Annotated in this window: 13 protein-coding genes and 1 tRNA gene; 7 read left to right on the top strand and 7 right to left on the bottom strand. The window is 51.9% G+C overall.

Annotated elements, in window-relative coordinates; all coding sequences use genetic code 11:
• Nucleotides 1-96 precede the first annotated feature (96 nt).
• Complete coding sequence (pagP, locus tag SK50_RS16565) at nucleotides 97-672, top strand: lipid IV(A) palmitoyltransferase PagP (RefSeq protein ID WP_003859516.1); 576 nt, start codon at nucleotides 97-99, stop codon at nucleotides 670-672.
• Here the strand turns inward: pagP and SK50_RS16560 are convergent.
• Genes SK50_RS16560 through SK50_RS16550 form a run of 3 tightly spaced genes read right to left on the bottom strand, consistent with a single transcriptional unit; the run spans nucleotide 669 to nucleotide 5,778 of the window.
• Nucleotides 669-1,592 carry an acyltransferase gene (locus SK50_RS16560; protein ID WP_162184665.1) on the bottom strand — a complete coding sequence of 308 codons (924 nt, stop codon included), beginning with the start codon at nucleotides 1,590-1,592 and terminating at the stop codon, nucleotides 669-671. The two genes, pagP and SK50_RS16560, sit on opposite strands and share 4 nt — an antisense overlap.
• 38 nt (nucleotides 1,593-1,630) lie before the next feature.
• The gene (locus SK50_RS16555) at nucleotides 1,631-4,693 is read right to left on the bottom strand and encodes an efflux RND transporter permease subunit (RefSeq protein ID WP_045344351.1); all 3,063 of its coding nucleotides are present in this window, start codon (nucleotides 4,691-4,693) and stop codon (nucleotides 1,631-1,633) included.
• Nucleotides 4,693-5,778, bottom strand: a complete 1,086-nt coding sequence (locus SK50_RS16550; protein ID WP_022648590.1) for an efflux RND transporter periplasmic adaptor subunit — start codon at nucleotides 5,776-5,778, stop codon at nucleotides 4,693-4,695. The genes SK50_RS16555 and SK50_RS16550 overlap by 1 nt, the downstream gene beginning before the upstream one ends.
• A gap of 472 nt (nucleotides 5,779-6,250) precedes the next feature.
• Here SK50_RS16550 and SK50_RS16545 point away from each other — a divergent pair, with 472 nt between their 5' ends.
• The 3 genes from SK50_RS16545 (at nucleotide 6,251) to ldtA (ending at nucleotide 10,418) form a co-directional block, all read left to right on the top strand.
• Entirely contained in the window at nucleotides 6,251-6,682 is a 432-nt protein-coding gene (locus SK50_RS16545) for a universal stress protein (protein ID WP_003859525.1), read from the top strand.
• Between the two features lie 47 nt (nucleotides 6,683-6,729).
• Nucleotides 6,730-9,423 (top strand): cation-transporting P-type ATPase, encoded by a 2,694-nt coding sequence (locus SK50_RS16540; protein WP_017693116.1) that lies wholly within the window; start codon nucleotides 6,730-6,732, stop codon nucleotides 9,421-9,423.
• A 62-nt stretch (nucleotides 9,424-9,485) separates the two neighbouring features.
• Nucleotides 9,486-10,418 carry a L,D-transpeptidase gene (ldtA, locus tag SK50_RS16535; protein WP_048229728.1) on the top strand — a complete coding sequence of 311 codons (933 nt, stop codon included), beginning with the start codon at nucleotides 9,486-9,488 and terminating at the stop codon, nucleotides 10,416-10,418.
• Between the two features lie 135 nt (nucleotides 10,419-10,553).
• Here the strand turns inward: ldtA and SK50_RS16530 are convergent.
• Nucleotides 10,554-10,629 (bottom strand) — tRNA-Asn (locus SK50_RS16530).
• A gap of 320 nt (nucleotides 10,630-10,949) precedes the next feature.
• On the opposite strand from SK50_RS16530, the gene nac reads away from it, so the two are divergent.
• Nucleotides 10,950-11,867 carry a nitrogen assimilation transcriptional regulator NAC gene (nac, locus tag SK50_RS16525; RefSeq protein WP_003859531.1) on the top strand — a complete coding sequence of 306 codons (918 nt, stop codon included), beginning with the start codon at nucleotides 10,950-10,952 and terminating at the stop codon, nucleotides 11,865-11,867.
• Between the two features lie 96 nt (nucleotides 11,868-11,963).
• Nucleotides 11,964-12,914, top strand: a complete 951-nt coding sequence (gene cbl / locus SK50_RS16520) for an HTH-type transcriptional regulator Cbl (protein WP_017383311.1) — start codon at nucleotides 11,964-11,966, stop codon at nucleotides 12,912-12,914.
• A gap of 154 nt (nucleotides 12,915-13,068) precedes the next feature.
• Here the strand turns inward: cbl and SK50_RS16515 are convergent, their stop codons facing one another.
• The 3 genes from SK50_RS16515 to SK50_RS16505 form a co-directional block, all read right to left on the bottom strand.
• Nucleotides 13,069-13,950 (bottom strand): nucleoside-specific channel-forming protein Tsx, encoded by an 882-nt coding sequence (locus tag SK50_RS16515; RefSeq protein ID WP_017693117.1) that lies wholly within the window; start codon nucleotides 13,948-13,950, stop codon nucleotides 13,069-13,071.
• A gap of 84 nt (nucleotides 13,951-14,034) precedes the next feature.
• Complete coding sequence (locus tag SK50_RS16510) at nucleotides 14,035-15,561, bottom strand: bifunctional metallophosphatase/5'-nucleotidase (RefSeq protein WP_048229727.1); 1,527 nt, start codon at nucleotides 15,559-15,561, stop codon at nucleotides 14,035-14,037.
• 162 nt (nucleotides 15,562-15,723) lie between these two features.
• Nucleotides 15,724-17,277, bottom strand: coding sequence for a bifunctional metallophosphatase/5'-nucleotidase (locus SK50_RS16505; RefSeq protein ID WP_048229726.1), 1,554 nt, complete (start codon nucleotides 17,275-17,277; stop codon nucleotides 15,724-15,726).
• Nucleotides 17,278-17,409: 132 nt separating this feature from the next.
• Here SK50_RS16505 and SK50_RS16500 point away from each other — a divergent pair, with 132 nt between their 5' ends.
• Nucleotides 17,410-18,585 carry a cytoplasmic protein gene (locus SK50_RS16500; RefSeq protein ID WP_085939390.1) on the top strand — a complete coding sequence of 392 codons (1,176 nt, stop codon included), beginning with the start codon at nucleotides 17,410-17,412 and terminating at the stop codon, nucleotides 18,583-18,585.
• The last annotated feature ends 84 nt before the right edge of the window (nucleotides 18,586-18,669 follow it).

Below are 18,669 nucleotides of genomic sequence, written 5' to 3'. Positions count from 1 at the left end.
CGGGCGACAACATAAATCAGCCTGTTTGGCTCCGGTTAGGGCTGAATGGTTTACAGTAATAACGATCGCTGCGTGACGTAAGCTGAGGGTATAACGATGCAACGCCTCTTTCCTGCACTGTGGGTAGTCCTGTTTTTAGTCGTATCTCCGCTGCATGCGGAGCCGAAAGTCTATGGCGAACAGCGTATTCACCGCTGGTGGGATGCAGTAACGGACGATATTGCGCAAACCTGGGAACAGCCGGATCGTTACGATCTCTACCTTCCGTTTCTGAGCTGGCATGCTCGATTCATGTATGACAAAGAGAAAACCGACAACTACAACGAAATGCCGTGGGGCGGGGGGCTGGGCGTGTCCCGCTACAACGACGAGGGCAACTGGAGCGCGCTCTTTGCCATGATGTTCAAAGATTCACATAACGAATGGCAGCCTGCGATGGGCTACGGCTGGGAGAAAGGCTGGTATCTGGATAACGCAAAAGATTTCCGTCTGGGGCTGGGGGCCGCTGCGGGGATCACGGCACGCGACGACTTTGCCAACTATGTCCCGCTGCCGTTTATCTTCCCGCTTTTCTCTGCCGGATATAAGCGCGTCACCGTCCAGTTCACCTATATTCCCGGGACCTACAACAACGGCAACGTGCTGTTTGCCTGGCTGCGCCTGGGCTTTTAGAGGGTGATCACTTTTTTGGCCACTGCGTTGGACAGGATCAGCAGCGAAAACAGGACCGACGTAACAAACGTAAGCACAATCAGAGCAAGTTTGGTGCTCAGGGACGTCACCGGAATGAGCGCGGTCAGCAGGTGAAACACCGAGTAGTGCATAATATAGACCCCGGTCATGGTTTTGCTAATGGCGGCCAGCACGGACTCTTTAAACTCCGCATTGCGGCGAAACCGCACGCCGTTGGCCGCAATCACCAGGGCAATAATCAGAATGTAGATTTGCGATCCGGTGAGGATAAAGGCGTTTCTGTCTGCTTTAAATAGCGCAAAAAAGAAGTGCCGCTCGTAAAACCACGTGAAGAGATAAATAAACGGTATGGCAATCACCGCTGCCCTGACCACATTTTTGCGGCCGATCCACGCCGCGATCTGCGGATCGCAAAAGAGCTGCCCCGTCAGATAAAACAGCAGCCACGTCCACAGGCGATACTGCGGCGACAATGAAAGGACATGGGCATCAGGATAGAGGGCTGACAGTAAATCGTACCCGTATGAGAAAAGCAGCAGGGCGGTAATTACCCCGCAAAAGAGCGTTCGTCGCTGGCTGAGCCACTCCACCACCGGGTGAAACGTGTAAATCACGATAAACGCGAACACGAACCAGGGCTGGATCAGATATCCGCGCTGATAGGGCTCCCACAGGTAGTAAATCGTTACCCAGAACAGAAAGACGATCACCAGGCTTTTGATCTTATCCAGCTGCCAGCGCGTGCCGTGTCGGGATTGCCCGTCCAGATACCCTGCAACCACAAAAAATAACGGCGTGGCGATGGTCGAAATGAAGGTTAAAAAACCGAGGATCCAGTGATAGTCATAATCGTAATGATCCCAGGTGTTGTAGATGGTGAAAAAGGTAACCGCCGTCATACACCCCAGCGTCTTGATGATATTCAGCCCTGTCGCATTCATTGTTGTTCAGCTTTGTCCTTACGATGGAAACACGCGTAAATTACGGGGAGTACCAGCAGCGTCAGGATTGTAGCAAACCCAAGCCCAAACATAATCACAACGGCCATGCTCTGGAAGAACACATCCAGCAGCAGAGGGGCGAGGCCGAGTACGGTCGTAAAGGCGGTGAGGAGGATGGGACGCAGGCGCGACGTGGCGGCGTAAACGATCGCACTGTGCTGATCCTGCTGCACTTTCTGCTGTTCTATCTCTTCCACCAGCACAATGCCGTTGCGGATCAGCATCCCGCTCAGGCTCAGCAGGCCAATCAACGCCATAAAGCCAAAAGGGATGCCGGTAATTAAAAACCCCGGCGTCACGCCTATCAGCGCCAGCGGCACGGTCAGCCAGATGGCGACGGCGTTTTTCACCGAACTGAACATCAGCACCGTGATCACAAACATCACCAGATAGCCGAGCGGCAGCGTGGTAAATAGCCCCTGCTGCGCTTCGCTGGAGTTCTCCGCGTCACCGCCCCACTCAATGCTGTAGCCGTGGGGCAGGGGCAGGGCATCAATTTGCGGCTTCACGCGGGCGAGAATATCGCCGGAGGTTTGCTGGCTTAGCGGGTCAGGGTCGGTCTGCACGGTCAGCACGCGGGAGCGGTCACGGCGCAGGATCAGCGGATCTTCCCACTCCAGCGCGAAGCCGCTGATGACGTTGCTCAGCGGAATATACTGCTGCCGGGTCTGGCTCCAGACCAGAACGTTATTCAGGTGATTGGCGTCCAGCCGCTCGCTTTCCGGCGGGCGCACCACCACGGGCAACAGGTCGCTGCCTTCTCTGTACAGTCCTGCCCGACTGCCGGAGAAATTCATCTCCAGTGCGTTATCGACGTCCTGCTTATCCACGCCAAGCTCACGTCCCAGCGCAGTGACGTACTGCGGGCGGAGCACTTTGCTGCGATTTTGCCAGTCGTTCCTGACGCTGTCCGTCGCCGGATCGCGCGTAAGGATGTTGTCTACCTGGCTGGCGATCAGACGCAGCCTGTCAGGATCGGGGCCTTTAATACGTATTTCAATGGCGCTGTCGCCGGAGGGGCCAAACATCACCCGCTTCGTGCTGGCGTTAACCTGCGGATAGTTCCGTGCGATGTACTCATCCACGTGGCGGGTCAGGGCGGGGATGTTACGCTGGTCGTCCATTCTCACCATAATTTGCGCATAGTTGCTGTACTGCCGCTGTCCGCTGTAGGTCAAAATAAATCGCATACTTCCCTGACCAATCGTCGAGACCGTAGTTTCCACGCCTGGCTGGCCGTTAATGGTTTTCTCGATATCACCGGTCATCTTCTCGGTCCAGTTAATGTCGGTACCGTAAGGGAGCCAGAGGTCGACAAAGAAAATTGGCGTACTGGAGGAGGGGAAGAAGTTCTGCCGCACCGAGCCAAAGCCCCAGATGGCGGCGGCCAGCAGTGCGGCCATCACTACCAGCGTTGGCGCTTTACGCCGTAACAGCGCGTTGAGCACACCCTGATAGATCCGATAGATGCGTTTGTCATAGGGATCCGTTTCGTCGGCCTTTGGCGGTGCAGCATCTCGTTTAAACAGCCACCACTTAATCAGCACTGGCGTAATGGTGAGGGCTGAGAACCAGCTCAACATGAGCGAAATCAGCAGAACCTGAAACAGCGACTTACAGTATTCGCCAGTGGAATCCTGCGACAGCCCGACGGGCGCAAAGGCCAGGATGGCAATGACCGTCGCTCCCAGCAGCGGCAGCGCAGAACGGCGAATAATGTCGCTAATGGCGTTCATCAGGGACGAGCCCTGCTGTCGGGCTATCAGTACCCCTTCGACAATAACAATGGCATTGTCGACCAGCATGCTGAGGGCGATGATCAGCGCGCCCAGTGAAATGCGCTGTAGTTCAATACCCCAGAGATACATGATCAGCAGCGTGCCCAGCACGTTGAGGGCGAGGGAAAAGGCGATAATGATCCCGCTGCGTAAGCCCATAAAGATCAACAACACGCCGATGACAATCGCCAGCGCCATCAGGAAGTTAATGATAAATCCGTTAACGGAATGCCCGACCTCCGCCGCCTGATCGTAAAACAGGTCGATGTGGATACCTGCCGGTTTCTCGGCTGACATCTGCTCTAGCTTCGCCTCCAGGGCATGTCCCACGTCGATCACGTTAACGCCGGGGATAAAGGAGACGCCCATGGTGACGGCTTTTCTGCCGTTGGCATGGTAGATGCTGGCAGGGGAGGCATCCAGCCCGCGTGACAGGGTGGCAATATCCCGTAAGCGGGTAGCCGCCCCAACGCCCGGCGGGGTCACGATGAGATCGGCCAGCTCGTCAATACTTTCGAATTCACCGGTAGGATGCAGACGAATTGACTCAGTACCGGAGGGGATCTCTCCCGCGCTGGAGACCACGTTCAGCCTGCTGAGCTGGGCAGAAAGCTGGTTCAGCGTTATCCCGCGTGCGGCCATTTTGCTCAGAGAAATGTCCACGTTAATCTGCTGGGTGAGGGCTCCGCCGATGGCCACTTTGCCCACGCCTGGCACGAGGACCAACTCCCGGCGCAGCAGCTCGGCATACCGGACCAGTTCCGGATTGCTGAATTCATCTCCGGAAATGGCAAAGAAAAAGCCGAACACATCGCCAAAATCGTCATTTACAAACGGGGTCACTACGCCGGGTGGAAACTGTCTGGCGGCATCTCCCACCCGGCGACGCAGTTCATCCCAGATTTGCGGCAGTGCATTTGAGTGGTAGCGCGAGGCTATATTGACCGTGATCTGCGACAGGCCGCTGGAGGAGATGGAGCTGACGTTATCCAGATAAGGTAACTGCTGAAGCGCATTTTCCAGCGGCAGGGTGACCTCTTCCTCAACCTGCTGCGCCGACGCGCCCGGATAATGGGTGATCACCACCGCCGTTTTGATGGTAAACGCCGGATCTTCCAGTCTGCCAATGTTCAACAGGGCAATAATGCCGCCTACGCCCAGCAGCAAAATAGTCAGCCAGACGCGAACCGGGTTGCTGATAAACTGACGAGAGATATCCATTACAGTCCCCGTTCACGCGTCCAGATACGTACCGGCTGGTTGGGATGTAGCTCCCCAACGCCTGCGGCCACCACGCGTTCACCGGCCTTAAGCCCACCGACGATGACGACCCCCTCAGCGCTGACTTGCCCCACGCTGACCTTACGATCTTCAAGGTGCAACGTATCGCCTTCGCCCGTCACCACCCAGACATGTGGCTCATTGCGCGGGCGGTTATCCGGGTTAAAGACCGCTTCAACCGGCACTACCAGCGCCTCACTGCCCACGCCCGCCGGAAGGTTGGTTAAATTGATGGTGACCGTTCCGCTGACGCCGCCCACGACGGGAAAATCATCCGGGCGGGGCATGGTTAAAATCACCTGCCAGGTCAATGTGTTGCTGTCGCTACTGCCTGAGTGCTCTTTGTACACAGCGGTAAACTCGCGACCGGGCAGGGCGTTGATCCTCACTACCGGTTTGTACTGCGCATTGCGAATATCGAAGGTGTTAAACAGGTTCTCTGGAAGGCTGAACACCACGTCCAGCAGATCGGTACGGGTCAAAGTGACGACGGGCTGGCCGGCGGAGACGACCTGATGATTTCGCACATGGACGCTGGCCGCTGTCCCGCTAAAGGGGGCGACGAGCGTCATCTGGCTTAATTCTTCGCGCGCAATCTGTAGCGCGGCGTTTGCTGAATCACGGTTGGCGCGCTGGACATCCATCTCGGCTTTCGACACGGCCTGGCGTCCCGCCAGCGTCTGGAAGCGGTCGAATTGCCTCTGCGCCAGGGTCGCCGCCGTTTGCCTGTCGTTCAGACGCTGCCGGGCTTCGCGATCGTTAAGACTGGCGAGCCGTTGCCCCTGTTTGACAACGGCACCCTGGCGAATGTCCAGGGTCTCAATCTGCCCGGCTCGTTTGAACGCGAGATCCGTGGCGTCGCCGGATTCAATACGGGCGGGAAACACGCGCTGCTGCGCGTTGCCGGCCTTGACCACCTCTGCGACTTTTACCATTTTCGGCAGGGGCGCGGCGCGGTCGGGTTTCGGATCGCACGCCGTCAGCAGCAATAAAACAGCAGGCAGAAGAGAGAGGTAGCGCTTCACAGTATTCCCCTGATAATAATTGTTTTATTTATTTCGTCATCAATGCTGGGGTGGCGCTATTCTGCCAGGGCCGAGACGACCACATAGGTAAATAAACCGATTGCTGTGCTGGCGATAATAGCGAGCGCAATAAACAAACCAAGGCGAATCAGGCTTAAACCGTACATGCATTCCTCCATGAGGTTGAAGGTGGCGCGGGATAAAGAGAATAAACGTGTTGCATGCCTGACTATGAGCATAGTCGGTGAATAAATAAATGTTAAATAACCATTATTAGTGGCGTGACATACTCAGGCGAAACAAGCGTTACGATGGTGTATCCCCTTTGAATAACATCCTGATATTCCTGTGCTACGTTTAATAGCATCCATTCCTTTTTTTCCGTAAAAGGCATTCACGCCTGTACCCATGGGTTTGATGCGATCTCTTCTGATTCACTCACTGTTGTGTTGGTTATAAAAGGATGCTTGATATGTATAAAACGATTCTGGTGCCGGTGGATGTATACGAAACAGCGTTGTCTGATAAAGCACTACAGCATGCCCAATTCCTGGCGCAAAGCGCATCGGGTAATGTCCATCTGCTGTACGTTATGCCAAAGTTCTCGGCGGAACTGACCCGCGGTTTTATTGCAGACGCGAGAAAGATGGATGAATATATGATTAATAATGCTAAAGAAAAACTGGCTGCGCTGGTAAAAAAAATCAACCTGCCAGAAGCAAATGTCCATCTACATGTTCGCAGCGGGAATATACGTGATGAGGTAATCAAACTGGCGGATGAGCTTAACGTCGGTGCGATTATTGTGGGATCGCGTAATCCAAATATTCAAACTCATTTATTAGGGTCAGAGGCGGCGAGTATCGTTCGTTACGCGCATGTTCCTGTTTTCGTTATTCGTTAATGTCATGAAAGCAAGGTGATTTCTGAAAAGAACCTGAGGAAGGAACGATGATAACAGAAAAGCCTCACCGTCCGTATTATCAACAGACCGTTGATGAAACCCTGACAAATATCCAATCCAGCCTCGATGGACTCAGCAGTACAGAAGCCACTGCCAGGCTGGAAAAATACGGTGAAAATGCCTTACCGCAAAAACCGGGTAAACCTGGCTGGCTGCGCTTTCTGGCCCATTTCAACGATGTCCTTATTTACGTCCTTCTGGCGGCGGCGATGCTGAAGCTGATAATGGGACACTGGGTGGATATGTTTGTCATTCTTGGGGTAGCCATCATTAACGCCCTGATTGGCCATATTCAGGAGAGCAATGCGGAGAAATCGCTGCAAAGTATTCGCAATATGCTCTCCAGCGAGGCTGTGGTCATCCGGCAGGGCAACCATGAAACTATCCCGACGACAGCACTGGTGCCCGGAGATATCGTCGTGATACGCGCCGGGGATCGCATTCCTGCCGATCTTCGCGTGACAGAGGCGCACAATCTGCGGGTGGAAGAAGCTATTCTCACCGGCGAATCCACGGTAGTGGAGAAAAGCAGCGATGCGCTCCACGGGGAGTTGCCGTTAGGCGACCGTTACAACCTGCTTTATTCTGGCACCACCGTCAGCTCCGGTGGGGGAAAAGGGTTGGTGGTGGCGACCGGTGGGGAGACCGAACTCGGCCATATCAACCAGATGATGTCAGACATTGAAAAACACCGTACCCCGTTGATGGTGCAAATGGACAAGCTCGGCAAGACCATTTTTATCACCATTCTGGTAATGATGCTGGCGCTGTTCGTTTTCAGTCTTATCTTCCGTGATATGCCCGTATCAGAGCTGGTGCTGTCGTTGATTAGCCTTGCGGTAGCGGCGGTGCCGGAAGGATTACCGGCCATTATCTCGATCATCCTCTCGCTGGGCGTGCAGGCGATGGCGCGTCGCAAGGCGATTATTCGCAAGCTGCCTACCGTGGAAACGCTGGGGGCGATGACGGTTATCTGCTCGGATAAAACCGGCACCCTGACCATGAATGAGATGACGGTAAAAGCGGTGATTACCGCGGACACCACCTACCGCGTGGAGGGAGACAGCTACGAGCCGGTGGGTACTATTCACCCCGTTGACGATCCGACACCGGTCACCGTGACCCCGGGATCTGTGCTTGAGCGCTATCTGCGCACAGTCGATCTCTGTAATGACAGCCAGCTGATCAAAGATGAGCAGGGGCTGTGGAAAATCACCGGCGGTCCAACCGAAGGCGCGCTGAAGGTGCTGGCGGCCAAAATCCCGCTTCCGGCAATTGACGCCGAATTGCGCAGTAAAATCCCATTTGATTCGCAATATAAATACATGTCCACCCTCTATCGCCTGGGCGACGAAGAGGTGATGTTAATCACCGGTGCGCCGGACGTCCTTTTCCGTCTTTGCCAGCACCAGCAGACCCAAAACGGGCTGGAGCCGTTCAACCTGCACTACTGGGAAGAGAAGATTGAAGAGTATGCGCGCGAGGGATTGCGCATGGTGGCTGCGGCCTGGAAACCGGCCGCCAGCGGGCAGCGCGAGCTGACGCATGCGGATCTGCAAGAAGGGGTCATACTGCTCGGCATTGCGGGCATGATGGATCCCCCGCGCCCGGAAGCCATTTCGGCCATTGCCGACTGCTTGCAGGCGGGTATTCGCGTGAAAATGATTACCGGGGATCATCCACAAACGGCGATGAGCATTGGACAGATGCTGGGTATTGGCAACGCGGCGAGCGCCATCACCGGGCGCGAGCTGGAGGCGATGGACGATCACCAGCTGAGCGAGGCGGCGCAAAAATACGATATCTTTGCCCGCACCAGCCCGGAAGATAAATTCCGCCTGGTGCAGGCGCTGCAAAGTAAGCAGGAAGTGGTCGGAATGACCGGGGACGGGGTGAACGATGCGCCGGCGCTGAAGCGGGCGGATGTCGGCATCGCGATGGGGATCAAAGGTACTGAAGTCACCAAAGAAGCCGCCGATATGGTGTTAACGGATGATAACTTTGCCACCATTGCCCGGGCGGTCCATGAAGGGCGTCGGGTCTACGACAACCTGAAAAAGACCATTTTGTTCGTTATCCCGAGCAACATCGCCCAGGCCTTACTGATCATTATTGCCCTGCTGGCGGGGAACCTGATCCCACTAACGCCGGTACTGATCCTGTGGATGAACATGGCAACCTCGGCAACGCTGTCGTTTGGCCTGGCGTTTGAAGCGGGTGAGAAGGACATCATGAACCGGCCGCCGCGTAAGTCAAACCTGCATGTGATGGACGGTTATGCCATCTGGCGAGTGGTGTTTGTCGGCCTGATGATTGCCATCAGCGCCTTTGTGCTGGAGGCCTGGCTGCAACCACGCGGCTACTCACCGGAGTTCATTCGCACCGTGTTGCTGCAAACGCTGGTCACCGCCCAGTGGTTTTACATGCTCAACTGCCGCGTCACCGACGGCTTCTCCCTGAGTAAAGGTCTGCTGGCTAACAAGGGGATATGGATCGTGAGCGGCGTACTTCTGGCCCTTCAGCTTCTGATCATCTATGCGCCGTTCATGCAAATGCTGTTCGGTACCGAAGCGCTACCGTTCCGCTACTGGATCATTACCTTCCTGATTGGGTTTGCGATGTTCATGATTGTTGAAGCAGAAAAAGTCCTTACCCGGAGATGGCGCACGACGAAAAGATGACTGAATGAGTAGGCTAAGCCTGCCTACCGGCAGGCTTTCTCTTTGACTGAGTACAGAACACTATGATTCGATTTGCCTCGTTCGTTTTTACGCTTGGTATTCTGGTTCCCGCTGCATCTGCTGTAACCTACCCCCTCCCTCCCGAGGGCAGCCGTCTGGTGGGGGCGCCGATCACCATCACCGTGCCTGAGGGCAATACTCTGCCGCTCGAAGCGTTTGCAGCGCAGCACGGACAGGGGTTGAGCAATATGCTGGAAGCCAACCCGGGGGTGGATCCGTTTTTACCGCGAGCCGGAACACAGCTGGTGGTACCCCAGCAGCTTATTCTGCCGCCAACGGTGCGCGAGGGGATTGTGGTGAACGTCGCGGAAATGCGACTTTACTATTATCCACCCGGCAGCAACACGGTTGAGGTGCTGCCTATTGGCATCGGTCAGGCCGGGCGCGAAACGCCGCGTAACTGGGTAACCGCCGTTGAGCGCAAACAGGAAGGCCCAACCTGGTCACCCACGCCAAATACGCGACGCGCTTACGCGAAAGAGGGGAAAACGTTGCCCGCGTTCGTTCCCGCCGGGCCGGATAACCCGATGGGGCTGTATGCCCTCTATATCGGCAGGCTGTACGCGATCCACGGTACCAACTCAAATTTCGGCATTGGTCTGCGCGTCAGCCAGGGCTGCATTCGCCTGCGTAATAACGATATCAAATACCTGTTCGATAACGTTTCGGTGGGGACGCGGGTACAGCTTATCGATCAGCCCTTAAAGGTGACCACCGAGCCGGACGGTAGCCGTTGGGTAGAGGTTCACGAGCCGCTGTCACGCAATCGCGCGGAATTTGAATCGACAAATAAGGTGCCGCTGCCCATTTCAGCCGCACAAAGGACGCAGCTAATAAGTGAAGGGGCGGGGGCTGAGCTGGAACGGCGGTCGGGGATGCCGGTGAAGCTTGCTATGCCCGGTGACGCTGCGCTTACCGGGCCTACAGGACCGTAGGTCGGGTAAGGCGAAGCCGCCACCCGACAATTTTACAGAACGCAGAATGTAGGTCGGGTAAGCGCAGCGCCACCCGACAAACTGACCGAACGCAGAAAAGCAAAAAGCCTGCTTTAAAAGCAGGCTTTTCAAATTTGGCTCCTCTGACTGGACTCGAACCAGTGACATACGGATTAACAGTCCGCCGTTCTACCGACTGAACTACAGAGGAATCGTGTGAACGGGGCGCATATTATCGACCTGCGTACGCCTTGTCAAAGGATGGATCGCCGACTTTGAACTGTTTGCTGACAAAACCAGCAAAGTGACGTTTTTGCCAACGGAATGCACCATTATTGTGCAGATATACCCCGAATGGGGCAGATCGGAAACCGTTGTCCTCGACTCAAAACAGGCACCAGTGATTGGCTTTCCTTATTTTCAGCCGCTTAGCAGCGACATACACCCGCTGCAAAAAACTGGCATCCATATTGCAAAACCTGTTTAACAACACAGCCGTTACCGGCACGCTATTTTCGAACAGGGGGCAACATGAACTTAAGACGACTGAAATACTTCGTAAAAATCGTCGATATCGGCAGCCTGACCCAGGCGGCTGAAGTGCTGCATATCGCGCAGCCTGCGCTGAGCCAGCAGGTCGCGACTCTGGAAGGCGAAATGGACCAGCAACTGTTGATCCGCACCAAGCGCGGCGTAACGCCTACCGAAGCGGGAAAAATTTTATATACCCATGCCCGCACGATCCTGCGTCAGTGTGAACAGGCGCAGCTGGCCGTGCACAATGTGGGGCAGACCCTGAGTGGCCATGTCTCCATCGGCCTCGCGCCGGGAACGGCTGCATCGTCGGTAACCATGCCGCTGCTACAGGCGGTGCGCGCGGAGCTACCGGAAGTGCTGGTTTATCTGCATGAGAACAGTGGTTCCGTACTCAATGACAAACTGCTCAACGGTCAGCTGGATATGGCGGTGCTGTACGATCGCTCCCCGGTTGCCGGGATCACCAGCCAGCCGCTGCTGAAGGAAGATCTTTACCTGGTCGGTACCCGTGATTGCCCCGGTCAGAGCATTGATTTAACCGCTGTGGCAGAGATGAACCTGTTCCTGCCGCGTGACTACAGTGCCGTGCGCGTGCGCGTTGACGAAGCGTTCTCGCTGCGTCGTCTGACGGCCAAAATTATCGGCGAGATTGATTCTATTTCCACGCTGACTGCCGCCATTGCCAGCGGCATGGGTGTAACGGTTCTGCCCGAATCTGCCGCACGTTCACTGTGCAGCGCGGCGAACGGCTGGATGGCCCGCATCACCACGCCATCCATGAGCTTACCGCTGTCGTTGAATATGTCCGCGCGCGGCTCCCTGTCACCGCAGGCGCAGGCGGTGAAAGAGATCCTGATGTCTCTGGTCAGTAAGCCGTCGCTGGAAAATCGCGAGCTGCAACTCGTCAGCTGATATTCCAAATAAGCATAAGATGCTGGTTTTTATTATTTGTTCTCCAGCCCGGCTGACTCTAACAATAGCCTTATGTCAGATGCGCCGGAGTGAATTGTGAATTTCCAGCAACTTAAAATTATTCGTGAGGCGGCCAGGCGGGATTACAACCTGACCGAAGTCGCCAATATGCTTTACACCTCTCAGTCGGGCGTCAGCCGACATATCCGCGAGCTGGAGGAGGAGTTAGGCATTGAGATTTTTATCCGTCGCGGCAAGCGCCTGCTGGGTATGACCGAGCCAGGCAAGGCATTGCTGACCATCGCTGAGCGCATTCTCAACGAGGCCAGCAACGTTCGTCGGCTGGCGGATCTCTTTACCAACGACGCTTCCGGTGTGCTGACTATCGCCACCACCCATACACAGGCGCGTTACAGCCTTCCGACGGTTATCAAAGCATTTCGTGAGATCTTCCCGGACGTACGTCTCGAACTGATCCAGGGCACGCCGCAGGAAATTGAAGTGCTGCTGCATAACGGTGGGGCCGATATCGGTATCGCCAGTGAACGGCTGAGCAATGACCCGCTGCTGGTGGCGTTCCCGTGGTTCCGCTGGCACCACAGCCTGCTATTACCCGCCGAACACCCGCTGAACCAGGTTTCACCGTTGACGCTGGAAGAGATCGTCAAATGGCCGCTTATCACCTACCGGCAGGGCATTACCGGGCGTTCGCGCATAGATGAAGCGTTCAAGCGTAAAGGGCTCACGCCGGACGTGGTGCTGAGCGCGCAGGATTCCGACGTGATCAAAACCTACGTCGAGTTAGGGCTGGGGATTGGCCTGGTGGCCGAGCAGTCTGGCGGAGAATATGAGGCTGGTAATCTGGTGCGTCTGGATACACGTCATCTGTTCGATGCGAACACCGTCTGGCTCGGGCTGAAGCGCGGGCAGCTTCAGCGTAACTATGTGTGGCGTTTTATCGAGCTGTGCAATGCGGGGCTCTCTGTAGATGAGATCAAACGCCAGGTGATGGAGCCGGAAGAGGTGGCGATTGATTATCAGATTTAGTTTTTGCCCGGCGGCGCATTGTCTGCCGGGAACGGTAAGAGTGGCTCTAAGTCTTCCTGGGTGATACGTGTACCGGGTTAAATAAAATAATGCCATCCATAAATGAATGGCATTATTATTTTATTTCTTAATGGCTAATTCCTTTTAGACATATTTAAAAAGTGTATCCGGCAGTTAAATAGTAGGCCCACCCCGTAGAGTCTATACGGGTGATCTGCCCTTTGCTATTATATGCTTTACTGCCTTCTTCAAATTGCCCACCATGATAGAAATAACGAAGGGTGGCGCCATAGCTCCAGTGAGAGTAAACTAAGCTGAGGATATGGGTAGAAACTATTGAATCATTAGTACGGGAGTAAAAGGGTTGCTCGCCACCTGATTCGTCTTTTAAGTCTGAGCCAAAATCAAAATTGGTGAAACCGATGTAATTTAGCTTGCCGCCAAACAGTGTAGTTAAAGGAATAGCATATTTTAATTTAAAGCGATATCCATCCCATTCGTTTTCGTTGGCGGCGTTATAATTATTCCCCTGGTATTTAGCGTAGATGTTTGCAGATAAAGTCATCGGTAATCCCGTATCAATATCCGTCCCAATTCCCATATACCAGGTACTTTGACGCTGTCCTTCGTTAGTACCCGCATCATAAATATAGTTGTGAGCAAAATACCATTCTTTAAATGGACCAACGCTCAGATCAAGTCCCGTTAATTTACCGATACTAAAACGTGGCTCTATTTCTGTAAAGAATGGCGAGCCATTGTCCCAAATACCAATGTCGTTGTCATTTCCCAAACCAAAAAATTTAGGTAAATCCGCATAGCCGTAAAAATCAAACCAATCCACATGTGCCCACGCACGGTATTCTGGATAGAGATCGGACCTTTTTTGTGGCCCAAAGCGAGTAGAGTTGCTGCCGACTATATTAATGCTTTGATGCCACCAGTCTGATAGATATTCATTATTACCAGAGTCCGCAAACGCAATCATGGGGAGCATTATCAATGCGCCTGGTAAAAGATATTTCATTTTTTTCATGCGTGTATTTCCTTTAATGGGAGTATGTTGAAAAGCGAGTGGTATTTAAAATACATGTCAGTATTTAATCACTTCTTGTTTAATTCATTTTGCTGCGCTTACATCAGTCACCCTCATTTCATGATCGGGTTTAACTGGGCTATGCGCCTTCACATAATCAATAATTGAATCGGCAGAGGTAGTGCTGTTAATAGTTTTAATATTTTTCCCTTTTAAAAATGCTTCAAATCCATCGCCACCTGTCGCACAAAATGAGTGTGTAGCAACCCGATATATCCTGGTCGGATCTATGGGTTGATTATTGACAGTGAATTTAATGAGACGTTTGCCCAGCGGTTTTGTACTGTCATAGACAACATGAACGCTTTTTGATACTTGCAAAATACCATTGGTGAGATTAGTCGCATGGATCATTAAATCGGTGAGATCTTTTCCGGTAAGATCCATTTCAACCAGGTCATTATTAAACGGGAAGGTGGTAATAACATCGCCGTAGGTTAAATTTCCCTGTGGGAAATCAGCACGTATCCCTCCGCTGTTTTGTAATCCAACGACGGCATCCGGCACTTTTGCCATCATGGCATCAATTATCAAATTACCGACGGGTGATGATTCCCCATATGAACGCGTAAAGTGCGCCGTTGTCGAACCAATAACCTGGCCAGTGATTTTTTTCAGACTGGCATTCCACTCATCAATTTTAAGCTGTACTTTTGGATCAGGTTTATATTCATCAGAAAATACAGTGATTAATTCACCTTTGTAACGCTCAATTTTCTTCGTCTGAGGGTTAAAATCCAATACTAATTTACCAATGTCAGTACCATAGGCATCCGTTGAAACAATGAGAGTGTCATTAACTTTAATCGGTTCTGGCGTCCCTACATGGGCATGGCCTGTGATTAATACATCAATACCCTTAAATTTCTTCGCGGTATCGATATCAGCTTGTAGCATTCTGGCTACGTCTTTGTTTCCATAGCTTGACTGGCGCGCTGGCGTACCTTCATGAATAAGCAGCACGATGATATCCACTTTACCTTTTAAGGCATCAAGCCCTTTTTGAATATAAGGCTCTTCATCACGCGCCTCTGAACCAGCGTAAGCCTTAGCTGCAATCGTGTCATAAAATGCAAATTTCTGATGTACCCCGATTACGCCAATTTTGATGCCATCTTTTTCGACAACCGTCCAGGGGGTATTCCAGACGGGCTTTTCACTGTTGGTATAAAAAACATTACCTAACAAAATGGGGAAGTGTGCTCTTGATAACTGCTTAACCATGTTATCAACGCCATAGTCAAATTCGTGGTTTCCCACTGACACAGCATCAAAGGGCATGGTGTTCATGATATCAATAATGGCTTCGCCTTTGGTCAGGGTACTTATATAGGGCCCGGTAAAGTAATCACCTGCATCAAAGAAAAAAACATCTTTACTTATTTTCTTAGCATCATTGACGATGGTCGCTATATTCGCAAAACCTCCTACCAGACGTTCTTTGTCAACGGTGGGTAGTTTCCCAGGAGAGACATGAGCATGTAGATCGTTGGTATAGTAAATTGTTACATCTTTTGCATGAACTGAGCGGTTAACGTTGCGAACCAACATAACGTAATCAGGCTCAGCTTTATATTTTTCTTCATAATCAATTCCCTTGAAAAAATAATAGCTTGAAAAGGGTCCATGTAGAGGTATGAACCCTTAAACGTTTATTTTATTTCAATGCATTCATCACCAATGCGGCGCCAAAAGCCTGTATGGTAAGAACCTTTACTTTTTCACATCAGCAACGCGCATGCCGTTGAGCTGCTCATCCGTAATAGTGTTGCCCGCTTTGAAGTAATCGATCACGGCATTAGAAACGTAGTAACCGCCTGTTGTATTACGCGCTTTACCCTCGGTAAAGGTGGTAAAACCATCGCCGCCATCAGCAAGGAAGCTCTGAGTGGCAATGTGGTAGACTGTCGCATCCTCAATCGGCTTGCCATTAAGGTTAAATACGACGACCCGCTGACCGATTGGTTTACTGCTGTCATACTTCACCTCCAGGCCTTTTGAAACCTGCAAGACGCCATTACTTAAACTTGCGGCATGTTCCATCAACGTGCGTAATTGTTTACCCGTAAGATCCATTGTGGCCAGCTCGTTAGGGAAGGGGAACGTACTGATGACGTCACCCATCGTAATTGCGCCCGACGGGATCTCATTGCGAATGCCGCCCGAGTTGGTCAAGGCTAGCTGAGTATTTTTACCCGCAGCCACCAGTAGAGCGTCCGCAGCCAGATTACCCAGCGGGGCTGATTCACCATACGCGCGCGTCAACTCAACCGGCGACTGCGCCACCGTTTGTTGAACTACTTTATCCAGTTTCTTATTCCAGCCGTCTATAACCTGTTTCGTTTGCGGATCGGGCTTCCACTCATCGGCGTAAATGGTTTTAAGCTCAAAATTTTTCATCGTAAACTGATGCGGCTTCGTGTAGTCCAGTACCAGTTTCCCCACATCAATGCCGCCGCTGTCGGTCGAGAGGATCAGCGTATTGCCAACTTTAATCGGTTCCGGCGTACCGACATGCGCATGTCCCGTAATCAGAATATCCAGACCTTTCACCTGGCTTGCAGTTTGAATATCTTTATCCAGTGCACGTCGTACGTCGGTCCCTCCCATACTGGACTGACGCGCCGGTGTACCTTCATGGACCAGCAATACGGTCAGGTCGACTTTGCCTTTCAGTTCATCCAGATAGCGCTGTAACCACTTAATTTCATCCCGCGCTTCAATGCCTACGCGCGTTGCCGCGGAGACGGTATCATTGAAGGCAAACACGCCGTGCAAACCAATGACGCCAATTTTCACGCCATCTTTTTCGACGATGGTATAAGGTTTATCCCAGAATAATTTGCTGCTGTTCTCATAGAATATGTTGCCCTGTACGACAGGGAATTTCGCCTGGCTTAGCTGTAATAATGTATTATCCCAGCCATAATCAAATTCATGATTACCTATCGTTACAACATCAAACGACATGGTATTCATAATATCAATAATTGCTTTTCCCTTCGTTAAGCTACTAATATAAGGGCCAGTGAAATAGTCACCTGCATCAAAAAACCATGTCGCTTTACTTTTTGATTTTTCCTCTTTTACCAGAGTAGTGATATTCGCCCAGCCACCAATATCCCGTTTGCCGTCAGCAATCCATGGCACTTTATAAGGTTCTACATGAGCATGGAGATCATTGGTATAAAGGATGGTGACATCCTTAGCGCAGGCCCAAAATGGTAGCGTCGTCAGAATACCCGCAGCGATTAACTTTATCTTCATAATTCGTTCCTTTCAGTCATATAAAGATTCGCTACTTTACGTTCTGAAAGGATTTTTTATGCGAACCTGCTCACACACTTATGCAAGAGTTATGCGACAAAATCACCGACCCATTCAAATCGTTGGTGATTAATATTGATTCTGTTTACGATTAATACCTGTAAATCGTTTGGTTGCCGTAATTTAGGGCTGCCAGTCTCAGCATCTGAAGATTACAGTTGGCCAGACTACAGGCTGGGATATCCAGCATTGCACTGCCGGGCATGTGGGAGTTATCCCCCTCTGTTTAATGAACAACAATTTAATGAATGGCTTTTTTCTTGCTTAAGCGCCTATGCCTTAGAAAACGGTTATTTTTGCCCTGAATGTTATTGCCCGAAAACTATTTGTTATGGTTATAACCCACGGGGGACACAGCGCGTTCAGTGCCGCGCCTGCAAAAAAGTCTGGACACCCAAACAGCAAAAGCAAAGAAAAATAGTGTATCCAGAACGTATTGAAACTGTGTCACTGGTTGTACCGTTCCAGGGGAGAATTGCAGAACAGAAATTGTATGTCCTGATCAGTTTTGATGCGATTCGCGGTAATATTATTCATCTCTCCACTAATTTTACTGAGCATCAAAGTGGGGAAACATTACGTTATCACTGGAAGGGAAATATCGAGCCTGATTTGCATCACGCTGATATTGTAAAACGCGTTGATATGCGAGAGACACAGTTTCTGCGTCGGAGCCAGTTCGATGAAATACAGTATGGAAGCGCGGCTCTGAAATGTAACGCCAGAGGTTCGATTGTGCGCCCGGTGATAGCGGCTCACGGGCATTTTCGAATACTGAATCTCCTCTTTCCTGAGGTAAAGATGCATGTTATTTCACACGAATGCTTTCTTCGGGGAGCAGTCATTACCGCCTGGGCAAATTTGTTTCGCCTGGGGCAAGGTGAAATGTGGTTTATAGAAGAAGAAATCAACGATAATGATAGTGATATACCCTGGAATTTTCAGAGAACGTCACAGCATGGCTGGTGGCAAAGTCAGTGGCAGCTTTGGGAGCAGGGAAGAAACCGTAAGATGGTTTGCCCATTAACAGGGGGGGATAGCAGTAACGCTAAAAGGCTCTCTTTAACGGCCAGCAGGTGCTTTATCAACTGGCTATATAAACAAACGCATTTTAGTCGCAGCGCGCAACTATCCGCAGGGCGGGTGACGCAAATACTACTTTCCCTGGCGCAAGACTATAACGATAAATTTACATTAGCGCCTTCAGGTATGAATAATGGCTCAATCTTTTCGGCGATGAAGTCATGACCTGTGCGCTTCGTATATAGCATCAAGGGGTCATGGCTCGACATGACCCCCTATTAACATATGCAGTGATCAATTGCATCTGTT

Origin of the sequence: Enterobacter sp. BWH64 (assembly GCF_001037645.1) — a bacterium.
GTDB classification, from domain to species: Bacteria; Pseudomonadota; Gammaproteobacteria; order Enterobacterales; family Enterobacteriaceae; genus Enterobacter; species Enterobacter hormaechei_C.
This window is presented reverse-complemented; position numbering and strand designations above follow the sequence as displayed.

What these genes read in the sequence shown, in the direction of transcription:
- SK50_RS16515 (WP_017693117.1), bottom strand. Translation starts at nt 13,950, where the DNA reads ATGAAAAAAATGAAATATCTTTTACCAGGCGCATTGATAATGCTCCCC.
- SK50_RS16555 (WP_045344351.1), bottom strand. Translation starts at nt 4,693, where the DNA reads ATGGATATCTCTCGTCAGTTTATCAGCAACCCGGTTCGCGTCTGGCTG.
- nac (WP_003859531.1), top strand. Translation starts at nt 10,950, where the DNA reads ATGAACTTAAGACGACTGAAATACTTCGTAAAAATCGTCGATATCGGC.
- SK50_RS16505 (WP_048229726.1), bottom strand. Translation starts at nt 17,277, where the DNA reads ATGAAGATAAAGTTAATCGCTGCGGGTATTCTGACGACGCTACCATTT.
- SK50_RS16540 (WP_017693116.1), top strand. Translation starts at nt 6,730, where the DNA reads ATGATAACAGAAAAGCCTCACCGTCCGTATTATCAACAGACCGTTGAT.
- pagP (WP_003859516.1), top strand. Translation starts at nt 97, where the DNA reads ATGCAACGCCTCTTTCCTGCACTGTGGGTAGTCCTGTTTTTAGTCGTA.
- SK50_RS16560 (WP_162184665.1), bottom strand. Translation starts at nt 1,592, where the DNA reads ATGACGGCGGTTACCTTTTTCACCATCTACAACACCTGGGATCATTAC.
- SK50_RS16545 (WP_003859525.1), top strand. Translation starts at nt 6,251, where the DNA reads ATGTATAAAACGATTCTGGTGCCGGTGGATGTATACGAAACAGCGTTG.
- ldtA (WP_048229728.1), top strand. Translation starts at nt 9,486, where the DNA reads ATGATTCGATTTGCCTCGTTCGTTTTTACGCTTGGTATTCTGGTTCCC.
- SK50_RS16510 (WP_048229727.1), bottom strand. Translation starts at nt 15,561, where the DNA reads ATGTTGGTTCGCAACGTTAACCGCTCAGTTCATGCAAAAGATGTAACA.